Annotated in this window: 15 protein-coding genes; 5 read left to right on the forward strand and 10 right to left on the reverse strand. The window is 42.2% G+C overall.

The genetic code is table 11. From position 1 onward, the window contains the following. Positions 1-128: 128 nt before the first annotated feature. From H4W00_RS06355 to ccoN, 8 genes are all read right to left on the reverse strand, one after another. Positions 129-458: a hypothetical protein gene (locus H4W00_RS06355; RefSeq protein WP_209956745.1), complete on the reverse strand. Its 330-nt coding sequence runs from the start codon at positions 456-458 to the stop codon at positions 129-131. A gap of 347 nt (positions 459-805) precedes the next feature. Then, complete coding sequence (gene queC, locus H4W00_RS06360; RefSeq protein WP_209959003.1) at positions 806-1,576, reverse strand: 7-cyano-7-deazaguanine synthase QueC; 771 nt, start codon at positions 1,574-1,576, stop codon at positions 806-808. 125 nt (positions 1,577-1,701) lie between these two features. After that, positions 1,702-2,289, reverse strand: coding sequence for a FixH family protein (locus tag H4W00_RS06365; RefSeq protein WP_209956746.1), 588 nt, complete (start codon positions 2,287-2,289; stop codon positions 1,702-1,704). Positions 2,290-2,453: 164 nt separating this feature from the next. Continuing rightward, positions 2,454-3,863 (reverse strand): cytochrome c oxidase accessory protein CcoG, encoded by a 1,410-nt coding sequence (ccoG, locus tag H4W00_RS06370; RefSeq protein WP_209956747.1) that lies wholly within the window; start codon positions 3,861-3,863, stop codon positions 2,454-2,456. A 626-nt stretch (positions 3,864-4,489) separates the two neighbouring features. Further along, positions 4,490-5,641, reverse strand: a complete 1,152-nt coding sequence (ccoP, locus tag H4W00_RS06375) for a cytochrome-c oxidase, cbb3-type subunit III (protein WP_209956748.1) — start codon at positions 5,639-5,641, stop codon at positions 4,490-4,492. After that, a complete protein-coding gene (locus tag H4W00_RS06380; RefSeq protein WP_209956749.1) occupies positions 5,638-5,823 on the reverse strand; it encodes a cbb3-type cytochrome oxidase subunit 3 in 186 nt (61 codons plus the stop codon). The genes ccoP and H4W00_RS06380 overlap by 4 nt, the downstream gene beginning before the upstream one ends. Then, on the reverse strand, positions 5,823-6,461 hold the full coding sequence (gene ccoO / locus H4W00_RS06385) for a cytochrome-c oxidase, cbb3-type subunit II (RefSeq protein WP_209956750.1): 639 nt from the start codon (positions 6,459-6,461) through the stop codon (positions 5,823-5,825). Before ccoO ends, H4W00_RS06380 begins: the two co-directional genes overlap by 1 nt. Positions 6,462-6,470: 9 nt before the next feature. Further along, on the reverse strand, positions 6,471-7,952 hold the full coding sequence (ccoN, locus tag H4W00_RS06390; RefSeq protein WP_209956751.1) for a cytochrome-c oxidase, cbb3-type subunit I: 1,482 nt from the start codon (positions 7,950-7,952) through the stop codon (positions 6,471-6,473). Between the two features lie 263 nt (positions 7,953-8,215). On the opposite strand from ccoN, the gene H4W00_RS06395 reads away from it, so the two are divergent. Further along, positions 8,216-8,404, forward strand: coding sequence for a hypothetical protein (locus tag H4W00_RS06395; RefSeq protein ID WP_209956752.1), 189 nt, complete (start codon positions 8,216-8,218; stop codon positions 8,402-8,404). A 926-nt stretch (positions 8,405-9,330) separates the two neighbouring features. Further along, a complete protein-coding gene (locus H4W00_RS06400; RefSeq protein ID WP_209956753.1) occupies positions 9,331-9,720 on the forward strand; it encodes an SCP2 sterol-binding domain-containing protein in 390 nt (129 codons plus the stop codon). A gap of 172 nt (positions 9,721-9,892) precedes the next feature. Here H4W00_RS06400 and H4W00_RS06405 read toward each other — a convergent pair whose 3' ends face one another. After that, complete coding sequence (locus H4W00_RS06405) at positions 9,893-10,849, reverse strand: hypothetical protein (protein ID WP_209959006.1); 957 nt, start codon at positions 10,847-10,849, stop codon at positions 9,893-9,895. Between the two features lie 525 nt (positions 10,850-11,374). Between H4W00_RS06405 and H4W00_RS06410 the strand changes: the two genes are divergently transcribed. Both H4W00_RS06410 and lolD read left to right on the forward strand, forming a co-directional pair. Further along, the gene (locus H4W00_RS06410) at positions 11,375-12,610 is read left to right on the forward strand and encodes a lipoprotein-releasing ABC transporter permease subunit (RefSeq protein WP_209956754.1); all 1,236 of its coding nucleotides are present in this window, start codon (positions 11,375-11,377) and stop codon (positions 12,608-12,610) included. A gap of 130 nt (positions 12,611-12,740) precedes the next feature. Beyond that, on the forward strand, positions 12,741-13,421 hold the full coding sequence (lolD, locus tag H4W00_RS06415) for a lipoprotein-releasing ABC transporter ATP-binding protein LolD (protein WP_209956755.1): 681 nt from the start codon (positions 12,741-12,743) through the stop codon (positions 13,419-13,421). A gap of 436 nt (positions 13,422-13,857) precedes the next feature. Here lolD and H4W00_RS06420 read toward each other — a convergent pair whose 3' ends face one another. Beyond that, complete coding sequence (locus tag H4W00_RS06420) at positions 13,858-14,436, reverse strand: DUF2062 domain-containing protein (protein WP_334684894.1); 579 nt, start codon at positions 14,434-14,436, stop codon at positions 13,858-13,860. Between the two features lie 466 nt (positions 14,437-14,902). Here H4W00_RS06420 and H4W00_RS06425 point away from each other — a divergent pair, with 466 nt between their 5' ends. Further along, positions 14,903-17,992 (forward strand): ComEC/Rec2 family competence protein, encoded by a 3,090-nt coding sequence (locus H4W00_RS06425; protein ID WP_334684895.1) that lies wholly within the window; start codon positions 14,903-14,905, stop codon positions 17,990-17,992. The last annotated feature ends 126 nt before the right edge of the window (positions 17,993-18,118 follow it).

Here is an 18,118-nt window from a genome sequence, read left to right on the forward strand (position 1 = left end):
TAATTTAGTTGTTATTGTTGAATACTTTATACAAGCAGTCTTACACTTTGTTGGTTTGTTGGCAACTACTGGCAACAAAAAAGACTGGCGATAGCCAGTCTTTTTTATCGTTTTTATTGCCTTTGCAATCAAGCTGGCTTTTGTGGTTGTTTTAGATCCAATCCTGATGTACATTTTTGTAAATCTTGCTGCATTTTTTTCACGTAGGGTAGCGCTGAAGGGTCTTTTTTATCTTGAGCATAGCTTTCGATTTGCCACATCTGACCGATGGTCATTTCGCTACGGACACCAATGGTGCAATTACATAGTTTAGTGGCGGTACCTTGGTCAGCAACTTTATATTTGACTGCACCACTAATACACTGGTCGATATTATTTTGCTTAATATCTATAGCATTTGCTTGCGGCATGGCGATCAGACCAATCAGTGCCAAGGGTAGTATTTTCAATAAATTCATAAATATCCTCTTAGGAGCTGCGTCAATAAAATAAAGAATTGAATAGAGGTTAAATAAATAACATCAGTATTCACCAATAGTTGACTTAAAGGTTGCTCTCCTATCAATACACGTTGTTACCAGTATTATTATTAGGTATGAGACTTTTGTCTGCCAGCACTATATCTGTTTAATATAAATATAGTGGCTTATACCATAACAATTATTGTTAGCAAAAAAAACCACACGCGTGCTGTGTTGATGCAAGTAAATGTTACGCTTGTGTTTAATTATTCTACGGTAATGAAGTATTGCTAGTGAAATATTATTAATGGAATAGGGTTATAGAGGGCTTGGATGGTAAAAGGCTAATACTGAGGTTGATAATGAGTGGGATCAGCGATACCCACCTGTGTAAACCCTTGGCGACGTAGCGTACAACTGTCGCATACACCACAGGCTCGTCCTTGGCTATCCGCTTGATAACAAGAAATGGTTTGCCCATAATCCACCCCAAGCGTCAAACCAAGCTCAATGGTCTGGGCCTTTGATAACTGCTGTAGTGGGGTCTGAATCGTTAAATGGTGGCCGGTCACGCCAGCTTTGGTCGCTAGGTTGGCCATATGTTCAAAGGCGGCGATATATTCAGGGCGGCAATCAGGGTAGCCAGAATAATCGACTGAACTGACCCCAATAACAATATGGTTGGAGTCGGTCACTTCAGCAACCGCAAGCGCATAAGATAGAAATATGGTATTGCGCGCTGGTACATAAGTATTCGGAATAGCCTCGTTATCTATTTCATCGCGCTTTTTGCTAGGGAACTTGTCTGCATCGCCGTCAGGTACGATCATGCTATGGTCAGTCAATGAGGAACCGCCGAGTTGGGCAATATCAATATCAATAATACGGTGTGTAACCTCTGCAGTCTCGGCGATAGTTTTTGCCGCCACTAACTCACTGTTATGACGCTGGCCATAGTTGAAGCTAACGGCAGTGACTGACGCATAACGCGCCTTTGCCCAATAAAGGCAAGTGACCGAATCTAAACCACCTGACAGCAAGACAATAGCGTTTTGGGTGCTCTCAACAGGGTTGTCTATAGAACTGCCAGTAGAATTTTTAGTAATGGGAAGCATAGCGTTGGTCATAGTAGCGTGTGTCATCAATGGCTGAAAAACCGCTATTTTAACAAAATTTCTGTCATTACAAAACCATCAAAACAATACGACACAAACTAGGGCGTCGAAATTTTTGCCATACCCTAACTTTTAGCAAAGACCGGTAGAGGATCAAAGCTCACTTCTGGACGTGGTAACTTTGCCACATCCTGCATGCGCCAGTCATCTTTACCATTATGACTGACTTGCAGATAATACTTGGCTTTTACACCATCTAGGTCTACTTTCGCACTATATTTATTACCACTTTGGTGTTGTAGTACGGTATCACGATCTTTTTTAATATCGGTTGCGTGCGAAATAGAAAGGTCTAGCGTATCGGGATAGGTCAATGGTGTACCATTAAGCAGCTTACCGGTTTGCAGGCTTTGCTCAGGATAATTCAGATAAAAAGTAATATCGCCATTATCTGCAAACTGCATTTCGCCATGTAAGTCTAAATCATAGGTCAGCTTATCGCGTCCAACATCGTGATATAGCGTTTTACCATCCATATACCAATCATCACGTACCACGCTATCGCGAATTTGGTAGGAGTAATACACAAACCAGATGCAGGCAATAACCACGAAAGCTGGCATGCCAATAACAAAGATAATCACCATGTAGTTTTTGTACCACGGCTGGCTATCTTGATGTTTAAAGTTTGGTGATGGAATCTGAGAAGACATAAAACACCTATTAGATGTATCAATTGATAAATCTGACCGTTAATTACGGCCAGTTCGATAATAATCGATAATTATAGCCAGTATAGCTTGATTTATCAGATACTTGCTAAGTGTCTGATAAAAAAAGTCCGTCAGTAGAGCAAGCTAACGAGCGTAGCATTAGCCTACTGACCTTGAGTGGTAAAGACGTTTTCCTTACTGGCTTTATATTCGCCACCTTCACTGACTACATTTAGGGTAACGAGGGTTTGACCCTCATTGATAATAGCAGGGTCACCATAAATACTGACTGGCATATCGTAACTTTCACCTGGATCTAACGGCACGTCATTAAAACGCAGGTGTAGACTCAGACCATCTTGCGGCACTAAGGTAATGACGTAGGTGTGTTCATCTTGAGTTTTATTCGTTAATTTGACGATATAACTGTTTTCAACCATCCCTTGAGCATTGATTGAGGACAGCTGATTACGATCACGACGAATATCAATTTCTAAGGGTACGCGCGAGGTCAAGGCGTATACGACCCCAGTACATAACACTGCAAGCAATACCAAGTAGGCAAATAAACGTGGACTAAATACTCGGCTTTGCTCTTTTTCAGCTAATTGACGTTCTGTCGTATAACGAATCAGCCCGCGCGGATAGCCGACTTTATCCATAACTTCATTACACGCATCGACACAGGCGGCGCATTGGATACAGGCTACTTGCAGGCCATCACGAATATCAATACCAGTGGGGCAGACCTGTACACACATCTGACATTCTATACAGTCCCCTAAATCTTCAGGATTGGTTCCCTTTTTACGTGCACCGCGAGGTTCACCACGCTCATAATCGTAAGAGACAATCAGGGTATCTTTATCAAACATCACACTTTGAAAGCGGCCATAAGGACATATTTGAACACACATCTGCTCGCGCATATAGCCAGCATTGGCATAAGTAGCAAAAGCAAAAATAGATACTGACACCCATATCCACGTTGCCCAATCAGGAAAGGGTATAAATCCTATCATCTGCCAACTTTGATATAGGGCGTCTGTCCCTGACACATAACTGACAAAGGTAGTGGCTGTAATCATGGACAATACAAACCAAATAAAGTAAACCAAGAAGCGCTTAAAAGCTTTACTGGCACTCATCGGCTGTTTATCAAACTTAATACGTTTGTTACGGTCGCCAATCACCCACTTTTCAACATATTGATACAGATGTGTCCAAATCGTCTGTGGACAAGCATAGCCACACCATACGCGCCCAGCATAAACAGTCACCATAAACAAGGTGAAGGCGGCGATAAGCGCAAACGCGGCAATAAAGTAAAAATCTTGAGTCAAAAAGGTGGTACCGAAAATATAATAGTGCTGAGATGGCACATCAAACCATATAGCCTGCCTACCGTTATAGCGTAGCCATGGCAAAATTAAAAATAATGCCAAAAATGAATACATGGTGATAACACGTATATTTTGATAAAAACCTGTAATAAATCTGGGATGAATACGATGTTTGGTAGCATCAAGATCAATCTGTTGTACAGGAATTTTATTGGATGATTGTGCTGACATAAACTTGCCTCTTTAAAAAAAGAATCAGTCTGCTGGCATGAGTAACAAACACCTATTTTTAAAATAAGGTGTGTGAGCTTGCGCTGTTATCAATGTCAGTAAGTAATGAAAGTCTGCTGCATAACCAATGCAAAGCTGCTTCCAACTACTGAATGAGCGATTATAAATAACGGGTATTAGTACTGATATTAGTAATGACTATTTTAACATTCCCCTTGTTATAAATGGGGTTGTAATCCGAAAAAATAATTATTATACAACCATAATTAATGACATGCAGACTATATTGCGTGTAGTTTTCAGCCATTACTAGCCACAAAAGCTAAATATAGTTAAAATACCTTAAAAACGCCACGGTACTGCTGGTATAAGCTTTTTGCAGCCTCTGTCTGCGTAGGCACAGCAAGCAAGAAAAACTTATGCCAGCAGTATGTTATGTATCGATATTACTTTTCATTGACTATACATAAAATATGTTTATTAATAACTGATAAGCGTTAATTGTTTAAAACCCTTCACTTAGTAAGCACTATAAAATTGTTTACATAAAAAAGGAGAACTGCAATGACAGTTCTCCTTTTCTTAAATCTTATCATCCTATGATAGAGCAATGTACCCAAGCACTATTAATTAATAGTAGCCGCTGCAGGCACTGCCGCTTTAGGAGCAACAGTATTAACAGGGATTGAGGTATTGTCAGTTTGGACACCTCGATCCGATAGCGAATACACATACGCAGCAAGTAGCATAATACGCTCATTACCTAGCTTAGTTTCCCACTTCGGCATAACGCCTGCACGACCATAACGTAAAGTATTGCGTACTGTTTCGCGCTCACCACCATATAACCAAGTAGTATCAGTTAAGTTTGGCGCGCCCGCTGAAATCATACCTTTACCTTCTTTACCATGGCATAGCGCACAATTCTGCTGAAAGATAGCTGAGCCTTGGGCTACTAGCATTTTATCAAGCTCGCCGTTACCCTTGTCGCCGTCATTAGACGATAGTGATAAGACGTATTCTGATGCTGCTCGTACGCCTTCTTCACCAATTTGATCACGCCAAGCTGGCATACCGCCAACTCGACCATTGTGTAACGTGGTCAAAATATTGGTAGCTTCACCGCCATATAACCAATCATTATCGGTTAAGTTAGGGTAGCCTGTGGCACCTTTGGCGTTAGAGCCGTGACAAACCGAGCAGTTCTGTAAGTATAGGCGACTACCAACTTTTAGTGCATTTGGGTTTTCGGCAAGCTTCTCAACTGCCGGCGCAAGTGCTGCAATTTTTTCATCGATCTGAGTTTGCAGGTCGGCAGGTGGCGTCTCACTACGACGCATAGTGGCTTGCATATCATTTAGCGTACCCAAGGTCTGGGCCGCACCAGTGGCATTCGCTTTCACCAAAATACTTTTTTCAAAGTTATCAGTGAAGACTTTGTTGTTTTTCTCAAGCTCACTGAACAATTCGTTGCGAGAGGTCCAAGGCACGGTTTCGCCATCGACTTCTACGGTGGCGATACCCTCCCAGTGTTTTGGAAACATACCAGGGAAAAATACCCAGTAGGCGACACCCCAAGCGATAGAACCGAAAAATATCACTAACCACCATTTAGGTAGCGCCTTGTCATATTCTCGGATACCATCATATTCATGGCCTGTCGTACCATCTTCTTCCACTTCTGGCTTATACTTCAGTACCATCAATAAGACGCCGAGAATACCCGCCCAACACATAATACTGAGTATGGTGATCCAAGAACTCCAAAAAAATGTCATGGTTTATCCTTATCACGCTGCTCTTTAGACCAGGCTTCTATATCCTCATCATCAAGCGCAAGTTGTGCATCTTCTTCGAAACGTTTTACATTTTTTGGCGAATACGCCCACCATGCAATGCCTACAAAGGCAACAAAGGCGGACACAGTCGCAATAATTTGTAATTCAATAACATTATCCATTAGCGCTGTCCTTCCATCGCAGTACCCAGTTGCTGAAGATAGGCAACTAAGGCATCTAGCTCAGTGGCGCCAAGCACAGCATCAGGTGCTCCTGCAATATCTTCTTCAGTGTAAGGTACACCGAAGCGATCACGGAATAGGCGCATTTTGGATTGAATCTTCGCTCCGCTGACTTCGTTAGTAGCAAGCCAAGGGAAACCGGGCATAATTGATTCAGGGACCAGTGAGCGTGGGTTAATTAAATGTTGCTTTTGCCAATCCTCAGAGTAACGTCCACCAACTCGTGCTAAATCTGGTCCTGTACGTTTTGATCCCCATAAGAATGGGTGATCCCACGTCGACTCAGCAGCACGCGAGTAGGGCCCGTAACGCTCAACTTCTGCACGTAATGGACGAACCATTTGGGTATGACAAACATGGCAACCTTCACGAATGTAGATGTCACGACCTTCAAACTCAAGCGCGGTCCAAGGTTCCATAGACGGTAGAGGCGCATTCACCCCACCATCTTCAGGGCCCTTGTTATCATATATCAGCGGTACAATTTCAACTAGCGTTGCAAAGCTAATAGCAATAACGATAAAGATGACCAACAAGCCTGTATTTTTTTCAATAATTTCATGCGGTGTACCAGCCATGATCGCTCCTTATACGTTAGCAGTCGAGGTTTCATCTACACTAGATTTGTGATCGGTTGGATCCGCAACATCTACAGGTTTACCTTCTGGCATTTTCAGCGTCCGATAGACGTTATAGGCCATAACAAACATACCTGAGACATAAAGCAAACCACCAAAAGCACGACCAATATATGGGAAATGCGAGAACTCAACGGTATCAATGAAGCTATATACTAAAGTACCATCGGGGTTCGTCGCTAACCACATCATGCCCTGACCAATACCTGAGATCCACATTGAGACAATATAGAAGATAGTCCCTGCCGTTGCTAGCCAAAAATGCGTCGTGATTAAGCTGATAGAATACATTTTCGGTTTGTTATAAATACGCGGTATTAGTACGTACAACGAACCAATGGTAATCATACCAACCCAGCCAAGTGCACCTGAGTGTACATGTCCGATAGTCCAATCCGTATTGTGCGACAGCGCGTTGACCGTCTTGATAGACATCATCGGGCCTTCGAATGTTGACATCGCGTAGAACGACAATGCCACAATCATAAAGCGAATAATCGGATCGGTACGTAATTTATCCCAGCTGCCTGATAGGGTAAGTACACCATTAATCATACCGCCCCAAGAAGGTGCGAATAGAATAATAGAGAATACCATTGCTAGTGACTGTGTCCAATCTGGAAGCGCTGAATAATGTAAATGGTGACCACCCGCCCACATATAAGAAGCAATTAATGCCCAAAAGTGAACGATTGATAGACGATAAGAATAAATCGGACGACCGATCTGTACTGGAACAAAGTAATACATCATTCCAAGGAAAGCTGCCGTCAGGTAAAACCCTACCGCATTATGACCATACCACCACTGCACCATCGCATCGGTTGCACCACCAAATAATGAGTAAGACTTAAACGCGCTGATAGGAATCGCCATACTATTAACAATGTGCAGTAACGCAATCGTAATAATAAAAGCCGCAAAGAACCAGTTAGCCACATAGATATGAGAGGTTTTACGCTTGATGAGAGTACCAAAGAAAACAATAGCGTAAGAGATCCACACTAAGGCAATTAGGATATCGATTGGCCACTCAAGCTCAGCGTATTCTTTGGTCGAAGTCAAACCTAGAGGCAAGGTAATGACGGCCGCTACGATAACCGACTGCCAACCCCAAAAGGTAAACCAGGCCAAATAAGGGGCGAATAACCGCGTCTTACACGTACGCTGAACGATATAATAAGACGTTGCGAAAAGAGCAGAACCCCCGAACGCAAAAATAACGGAGTTAGTATGCAGTGGTCTCAGACGACTAAACGTTAGCCATGGGATGTCAAAGTTAAGTGCTGGCCATGCTAACTGTGAAGCAAGGAATACGCCAAGACTCATGCCGACGATGCCCCATACTACGGTCATAATCGTAAAAAATCGTATGATAGTGATTTCATACTCACGGTCAACTGGGGCGACTGCTGTGTTTTGTAAACTCATTGGATGATTCCTTTACAGCCCGAATTATCAACAGGATTAACTAACTCACCGCAGAGTCTGTGCTATAACAATAAAGTACTGTAAGCAGATAAGAATTGCGGTACACGCTATTGTCTAACTCTCGTATCACCATGACGGTCTATTAACTATAAAGCTAAGCCTTCATTAGATAGCAGCGGGTAATAATCAGCTGGTACTAATGATTAGAGAACGGTGCTAAAAATGCACAGGGTTCACAGCTAGTCGATAGTAGGATTGTTAATATGTGGTCAAAGTTAATAAGAAAGTGCACCATCTTTGAGCATCAAACATTTATTAATGCTGAGTACTTACCTTGGTCGCTACTAATGAAAATAGGGCTAACGAAGATCGATACTGACATCCATTTGGTAACAGAAGAAATCACTGACTATGGATGTATGCTGATGGCAGCTGACAAAAAACATGTTTAAGTAAGGTTTAGTTAAAACTCCCGACTCTGTTTAAGGGTATTGTAACGCAATCTTAAGCAAATATCATCAGAACTATGTGCCAAAATACAAACTCTTTGGTAATTAATTTAGCAGACAACTTATTTTAACAATGCCATCAATACCTCTCAAACGTGCATTGGCTGCCCATCGTTCACATAAGCGATCATAAATAATAATTTAAAAGTTTGCAGAATATTATTCATTAGCAAGATATGCGTTACGGATTAAGATAAATAACCATTTGTAGCCACCAGCGACACAGTTTGGAAGAACAGTGCGTCGCGAAAAATAGTACGTTACACTGACTACTGACTACTGACTACTGACTACTGACTGCTGACTGCTGACTATGCTTCGAATTTTGTCAGTAGTCGCCTGTCTGTGAGGCAATAAGCTATGAAATAATAGTTATGTTATGAAGTAATAGTTACATTATGTGTAATACTATTACTTTTGCAAGTAATAGCTTCTAGGCTGATAATTCTGGACAGTATAAACGTTACAGTTTAGATGCAGCCAGTTAGATGCAGCCAGCTCATTTATCATAACAAAAATAACCAATATATCAACCAGATATTATAGAAATTGATAGTATTATTAAATTCGGTTTAAATTAACAAACATAATTGAATTGTCGCAGAGCGGTTAGCGCGCTAGCAATCTGATAAGGGTCTATTAATACGCAGATAAATAAATTTTTAATAGACTTTTGTTACCATTTGGCAAGCAGTCACGTAAAAGGGTTTTACTTATCATGAAGTCGCCCCTTATAATGAGGTTTAGCATTACCGCTAATAGCAATGACGTTATTAGCAATAATTTAACACTCTTACACTCTTAAGTGTCAGTTGGGTCACTGTAATAAATCTAATTGGCCCAGTATGACAGTCATCAAGGATAATAATATGGCAGTTCTTTTAACAGACGCATGGTTTGAGCAAGTTGAAAAGTTAGGTACTGAAGCCGGTGAGCTAAACCTGCCACCGACTCTAGCCAATATGGTCATTAATCTAAAAGTTTCTGATGCTGGAAAAGATATTGAGGCCAACTTTACTGATGGTCTACTACATCGTGGTTTAAATGCTGCTGGGAGTACTACCTTGCTACTTGACCATGAAACGTTGCAATCTATGGTTACTGATTTTGATATGAATCAAATCATGGGCGCATTCATGAGTGGTAAAATTCGTGTTGACGGTGATATGTCACAACTCATGGCACTACAAACTGCACGCCCGAGTTCAGAACAAAAAGAATTATTCAACCAAATTAAGTCGATGACGACGACTGCCTAATAACTCGTTGTTAAAAAACACTCAGTCATAGTGTTGGTTGTACATCTGGATCTATGTATTCTATGTGTTCTGAGTTTTTTTAGCATCAAGTCAGCATGAAATTAGCACAAAAAAGCCCCTAACGAGTGTTAGGGGCTTTTTTCAGATTAAAGGTTGACGACCAGGATAGTATCTATCCTGCTGTGCTCTGATTGTCTTTATAGATAGCAGCTTGTAGCCAAATATTGGCCTGTACGTAGTCATGGACTTGGATGGCTTGAGTACCCGCAGTACTCACCGCGCCCATGCGTACCACGAACGGATCAGCATCTTGTTCACGCAATATCACCACATCAAATAAAATAATAGGTTTGCCATTAAACAAGGTTTCTTGTTTGCCAAGCACCTGTCCTTGACACCAGGCTTCATCTTCTTGCCCTAAGGTGTCGCCAAACAGATACGCGCACATATGGCCCAAGTTAATCTCTACCGGTGCCATTTGTTCTTGAGTTTCTGGCTGCCAGCCTTTGATTTGCTCTTGGATATCACTTGGAACTTGACCATCATTAGCCGCGACAATATCGTTAAAAGCACGGTGGTAGCGAATAGCTTCTTGATCCTCAACCATAATAACTTCATTTTGCTCGCTGAGCGTAATCTCATGCGCCCAGGCACTGAAGTTTACAAAATATGAGGTGCTTTGTTGATATAGGTGACGATTAGCGGTGTAAAGCTGATCAAAGGCATAAATAATACTGCCATCAGCACTGCGAAGGCGCAGTACGGTATCGTGCGAACTATCATTGACGATCATGCGCTCTATAGTACAGGTGAGACCATACGGGCCATCAACACAAGGGTATGCGTTGATAAAACGTTCAGGCTTACCGTCTTTCATCGCTAGCACTTGATTGATATGGCAAGGTTGGTCTTCTGAGAGCAGCAGTCGATTGTCTTTGGAGCTGACATTACCATTGAGGCCTTTGGGCATTGCTGCCTGCTCAATCATTTGTTGTAACCATTGCGGTACATCATGACCCATATCATCGGTTAAAATACGCCAATGATCCGCATGACCGGCAGCTTGTTCGTCGGTTAAAGTAATTTTAGTAGGAGATTGTATGTTTTTATATTGATAATTGATGGTCATGAAGATACTCAAAATTAAGTCAGCCATGAAGTTTGGACGCCAAACTGTGGTCGCTCATGGTTTAACCAATCACCAATCACCAATCACTGTATCATTTATTTTTGGATAAATAGCTACGGATGGATAAGTAATATTGGGTTATGACATGTCGCAACGTCACTAGTAAAGGGTCTGCAAACAACAATGATGGGTTAATGACAATTGTCCCTAGCATACAATATATAGGTATAGACGCAACTAATAGCAAGCCCCTCGCGGAAAATAAAAATAGAGCACGATATTTTAATAAAAAATCCGGTCAGTTTTTGCTAATGACTGGCACATGTCAGCCAAATTGTGTCAAACTATCCCCCTTTTGACAGTCCCAGCTAGGTAAATAGTTAGATGAATAGCTGGCCTATCTAAAACCATATTTGTGTGTTCAGTTTATGTATTGATATGACGGATATAATGCATGACGCATTTAATACCATTAGTGTTATAGCATATTTAGAGTCACACGTAGATTAGATAAAGAGTTTGAATATGTTTCGTCCTTTAGCGTTATTTATCGGCTTACGGTACACTCGAGCAGAGCGCAGTAACCGCTTTATCTCTTTTATATCTCTCGTTTCAATGATGGGTCTGACGCTTGGGGTCGCGGTACTGATCACAGTGTTATCGGTCATGAACGGCTTCGATCGCGAGCTAAAAACCCGAATTTTGGGTATGGTGCCGCAAGCGACCGTCATCTCAACTGAGGTCATTGGCGACTGGAAGCAGTTGGCAGATCGTATCAAAGAAGATCCAGAAGTGACGGCTGTTGCCCCTTTTATTCAGTTGCAAGGAATGCTGACTTCAAATGGCCAAGTGGCAGGAATTATGGTCACTGGCGTTGATCCTGAGTACGAAAAAAACGTCTCAATTATCAACGACCATATGACCGAAGGCAGTATTGACACTCTACAAAGCGGCGACTTTAGCATTGTGCTAGGTGAAGAAATGGTGCAGTCTTTGGGTTTGCGCATAGGCGATAAAGTCACCTTAGTGCTGCCAGAAGCGTCACCATCACCTGCTGGGGTGATACCGCGCTTTAAGCGTTTTACTTTAACTGGGATATTTAGTATCAGCCCAGAAGTAGACAGCCTGATGGCATTTATTCCGATGAATGACGCGGCTAAGTTGCTGCGTTTACCGGATGGCGCACAGGGTATTCGTATGAAGCTTACTGATCTGTTTAACGCACCGATTGCTGCTCAAAAAGCCGCTGCTATCGCCCCTGAGCAGCTTTATCCTAATGATTGGACGCAAACCCACGGCAACTTATTTGGCGCGATTCAAATGGAAAAAGCCATGGTTGGCTTGCTGCTATTTTTAATTATTTTAGTAGCGGCGTTCAATATTGTCTCAAGCTTAGTCATGCTGGTCACGGATAAAAAAGCGGATATTGCTATTTTAAAAACTTTTGGTGCTTCTCCACGACTGATTACCCAGATTTTTATGGTGCAGGGTGTGGTCATCGGCTTTATTGGCACCATCGCTGGTACGATATTGGGTATCATATTTGCGCTAAGTGTTAGTGATATTTTGGGCTTTATCAATCAAAGCTTTGGTTTGAACTTATTCGATGCTTATTTTATCAATTATCTACCTTCAGAGTTGCGTTTGCTCGATGTCGTATTGATTACGGGTGCTTCATTTATTCTTAGCTTTTTGGCGACTATCTATCCAGCACGCCGGGCTGCCAGAATTCAACCAGCGCAAACGTTACGTTATGAGTAGCATATAACACAACTAATATCGCGACTAACTAATAGCGCGACTATAAGACAACATGGTTATAAATTTCACATATCAATGTTGATTGGATTTGACGGTAAGTAACAGCATAATTAATAATAAAGGAAACCGTATGTCTGTCATTTTAGAAGCAAGCAATATCAGTAAGATATATGATGAAGGGGCCGTACGTACGCAAGTGCTGACTGGTTTGGACCTTACCGTTACTCCTGGCGAGCGTATCGCTATCGTCGGTACCAGCGGCTCGGGTAAAAGCACCTTATTGCACTTATTAGGAGGGCTTGACACGCCAACCAGTGGCGAAGTGTGGCTACATGGTAAGTGCCTCAATCATATGAATGAAACCGAGCGAGGCGCAATGCGTAATCAATACTTGGGTTTTATTTATCAGTTCCATCATCTGTTGGCAGAGTTTACAGCGGTAGAAAACGTCGCTATGCCGCTACTGATGCGTCCACAAGTGTCAACCACTGATGCACGCAAGCAAGCGACTGAATTATTAGAAAATGTAGGCCTAGGGCACCGTTTAGACCACAGACCAGGCGAGCTATCCGGGGGCGAGCGTCAGCGTGTGGCTATTGCACGCGCTCTGGTGACCAAGCCGTCAGTAATTTTGGCAGATGAGCCAACTGGTAATCTAGATTATGATAACGCGCAAAGCGTCTTTGGCTTACTCACCGAACTACAAACCACCATGAAAACCGCATTACTGATGGTGACGCATGATCGTAATTTGGCTGCGCTTGCTGATCGTCAATTGTTGTTACGTAATGGACACTGGGAAAACTATTAAAACAAGCTTATTGAACTATTGGATAATGAAAGGATAATGAGGAATTAGATAGTGAAAAAGCGCTTGTATGACTGAAAATCATAACTTGATTGCTACTTTTGGCTGTACAGAAGTAGGTAGTCATCCATTACAAGCCTATATTGATCCAACCTTATTTGATACTATTGACAGACAGTCTCAAATAGAACGGCTAACATCAGTTTTCTATACTATTTTGACATTATTTCGATACTATAACGTCAGCTGGTGTTGATTTCGATTTAACGGTTCAAGATAGCGCCACTAGTAAGCGTTATATTTTACTTAGAGATCACGAGGTGATTGATATTTTAACTATGGATAGCAGCTTTACAGACCATGTCGTTGACTTTATCAATAAAAATAAAAAAGACAACTGATACGTTGCTATAAAAAAACCGCTGCTTATAGCTGTTGTCTATTTTGATTTAGGCGGTTTAACCCGCGAATTACTTTGACGTTTTTGCCAACCGACAATGGTCTTATAGCGCCAAATAGCCTTAAAGGCTAAACCGCAAACAATGCTAGTAAAAATGGCCAATATAGTAAGTCCCACACAAAATGCGGCTATTGATACTGTACCTCGATAAGTAATAAATGGATTGGCACCATCGGACAATACCCATAAGCTAAAATCAGAAATCATTCTGCCTATGACTCGTAACCTAATCATCGGTACATCAAGAATCTTGGCACCAACATAATAGCCTGCATAAAAAATAGGCAGAGACGTGAGTGGATTAGTAATCCAAGTCAAACCAAGCGCCATCGGAACATTGGCGCGAAAAATAAGAGCGCCAATTAAAGCCAGAAGCATCTGTCCTGGTAGTGGGAAAAATGCACTAAGCACTCCGATATAGACCGCTTTATTTAAGCTATGACGATTGAAATGCCAAAAACGTGGGTCAGCCAAATACGGCGCAAATAGCCTTAAGGTGCGGCTTTCTAGGATTTTTTCGGGTGTGGGCAGCAGGTTTTTAAGATGTTTTTTTGGCACAGGCTTGCCTTCAATCATTATCTACAGCTTACTCAAACTATAATGAGAAGCTGGTATGCAACAATATTATTAACAGAAGAATTTTGTAAGATATCACAAAAATAAAATACTATAAAAAATAGAACGGTAACAGCAGATAATAACAACCGTAGCCCACCCAATTGAGTATAAGGTAATATAAATAGAAATGCTATCGTCAGCGTTTAGCAAACACTTCCAGTCTATTATGTCATAATATTTGCTAGTGGGGCGTCTACTAACTGTTTTTCTGGTATGACTGCTCAGATAATCATCGCGCATTATTCGAAATGTTTGATGATGTCATTGGCTATTTTAACGTACTGCAATCGTAACGGGTACTCTGATCGCAATGTATAGCCGTTGACGAAGGCCTCTAAAAAATATTAAAGCCATCAAGTAGGGAGTGCTGGTGTATTGGTTGCTAGGTGTTCTTATAATAACAACCATGATAGGTGCTTTAGCAGTCGCTAGCAGCATAGCGTTGCCGGTTAGTCCGCTGTTAGCCAGTATGGCCACTGTTTCGGTTGGACCGCTATTATTAATCATTCTTACTGCTATTTTTGCATGGGTCACACAGCGCAGTGTATTGCCTTGGTCTTCGGCAAATAACAGCACTCTTGTCGACCAAAACCCTTCTCAGAATTCACAGCCTATAACCAGCCTCTCTCTTCCCATTATTCGTTATTTTTTGGTAGCTGGGTTAGCTGCGGTATTGATTGTTGGCAGTGCGCTACAAGCCCTGATCAGTCATCAACAAGCAGACGCCACGGCCATTAATGAGCCTATGCGTGTACAAGCATTGGTCACCCTTGAGGGCGTGAGTGACAGTGTTTATGATGTCACAACTAACAGTGGCTATCGGCAGGTCGCCACCATAGAACAGATAACGCCGTTGGTTTCTGAGTTGACGGTTCAAGACCTAAATAACGCTACTATTAGTTATGCTGAAAACATAAATAATAATCTAAGTGGTAACAATCCAAGCAACAATCCAAGCAACAATCTAAGTAACAATGGAGCGAATAATAGCAGAACAAATAGCAATAGATTAAATAACGACCAGACTGAAAATCTAGAGTATCGGGTGCTACTCAATGCTTATCCAAAACAGCCATCTCAAGATTCGCAGACAACAATACTGAATGATTTGCGCCCTGGTGATCAGTTATTTATGACATTAACGCTTGCGCCAATCGAGACATCACAAGCAGCCATTGATAATCCTTCAGGCTTCGACAGCTACCGTTGGCTACGAAGTCGTCATATTGATGGAGTAGCTGATATTATAGGTGTTAGCACGTCAGTTGCTACGATTGGCGGTCAATTGGGACAGGCGACTGCCTCTGATTCTTACCTTAAACGTCTGCGCGTTCGTATTGATCAATGGCGTTGGCAGTTGCGTCAGCACTTTTATCAAGATTGGTCGCAACGAACCACCGCGCAACAACAAGCAAAGGCAGTAACACTTAGCTTGTTAACTGGCGATCGTAGCTTGATCAGTCGTGACACTAAAGACCTATATCAGCTAGCAGGAATTTCACATTTATTAGCTATTTCTGGTACTCATGTGTTGTTTTTAGCACTCATGTTGGCCGGTGCGGCGGCGCTACTATTCGATCGCCTGTGTCCCATAATGTACCGCTATATACCGCGCTGGCAAATACGCTGGTTGGTGATGATTAGTGCTGCTTTTATTTACGCGCTGTTCACAGGTTTTGACGTGCCTGCTGCTCGTACGGCATGGATGTTACTGGCTATTGGGGCAGTCAGATTGACCTTGTTGCCGATTAGTACCATGCGCGTATTATTAGCGCTAGCAGTGCTGATGGCGTGGGTTGATCCTTATGTATTATGGCAAGCAGGCTATTGGCTATCCTTTGTCGCGGTGGCATTAATATTAAAGTATGACAGCAAACAATATACGCACAATAAGATAACCGATAACAATCGGCAAAATATATCACAGCATACCAATGAGCATAAATCTAGGGCGTTTGCTGTCAAGATTGGAGAAGTATTCAAGCGCTTATTTAAATTACAATGTTGGTTGTTTATAGCGCTTTTGCCCATCACTTTATTCTTATTTGGCAAGGTATCATTGTGGGGCCTGGTAATTAACTTATTTGCTATTGGTTTATTTGGCTGGGTTATTGTGCCTTTGAACCTACTTGCAGGACTTTGCTATCTCTTATTGCCTGCTGTCGCTAATGGTGTTGCTGACAGTATTTGGGCGCTTGTTAGTGCAATAGTTGCCAGCTTACATGCATTGATATCGTGGCTGACAGCCTTGCCAGCGCTAGCAGCAGCATGGTTATATACACCGGTTAATACCGGCATTTTATTAATAACTTTATTGGCCATGCTGCCTTGGTTGTTACCGCGTGGCCTTATTAGTCGGTGGTTGGCGCTACCACCACTGGCACTATTGATCCTGATTATAACTGTCAATCAGCAGTCGGTATCATTGACGCCAACCTTATATGTCTTGCCTACTGGCGATCGCTATCTGAGCGCTGCCGTATTGCAATATCCTATTCATGAAAACAAAATTGATGGTAGTGAGGCTTACGATAGTCATAACGATGAAGATATAGCTAATAAGCGTAAACAACAGCTGGTTACAGAGAATGTTAGCTGGTTATTTTTAGCAGACCATCGAGGGCGTGAGACCCGTACCATGCCAAGCTCATTGACTGCAGACAAGCTATCCGCAACATTAGAGCAGCAACTACGCACTTTATCGATTAAGCGTTTGGAAGGTATTGTTGTGCAAACCAGTGTTATATCATTAACGGATACCTTATCTGCCGAGCACAAAGGTAAAAAGATTAATGAGAACTTCTCTGAGCTGCTGCCTATGACTGTTGCACAGTTAAGCCAGCGCTTACCAATCAGCCGCTATTGGCAAGCAGGGCGTAGCGATCTTTGGCCAACACGACCACAAGCTTCTGGCAAAACTGACCCATCTAAAAATAAGCCTAATATCAGTGCCCAACGTTGCGAACAGGGCAAAACGTGGCAGCTTGCAAATAGTAATTTATCATTACAAGTGCTGACTGGCTGGCCTAAAATAGCAGATACCAGCGTTTGGGACTGTACGGTCGCCATTGACAGTAATTTACCGATAAATGTTGTCAAATACTATGCTGCTGATCCTCTGCGCTCTCAGAAATTAGCAGGTCAAGCTTTGGATCAAACTACTGTCCCGCGCACTATTAATGCTGTTATAAAAGACAGTCAGCAATCAGGCAGTCAGCAAAAAAGTAGCTCGTCTCACTCTCTCCAAACACGTGTTATTATTGATGCAGCCACTCATCAGCGCGTGTGGCAATTATGGCCGCTGCTATGCTCAGCCGAACCCATGATGACTAATACGACTGTGAGCCGCCCGACAACCTGGTTGGGGCACAGCGCGTCAAATATGTCTGCCGAGGCACTAACAATGCACAATATAAGCAGGGTGCTGACTTATGATGAGGAAGTTTTAGAAGCTGCATTAGCGTTGGGTGTTAACCTAGGTGCTGAGCAGCAATAAAATGGACCCTGAATCAATAATACAGCAATAACACAGCAATAACGTTACAGTTCATAGTTTCTGATGGTTGTACTATTGAACCGTGACCGAAATACCACCATACTTAGTAACTTACCAATACAGACT

Source organism: Psychrobacter sp. PL19 (assembly GCF_017875835.1).
GTDB lineage: Bacteria > Pseudomonadota > Gammaproteobacteria > Pseudomonadales > Moraxellaceae > Psychrobacter.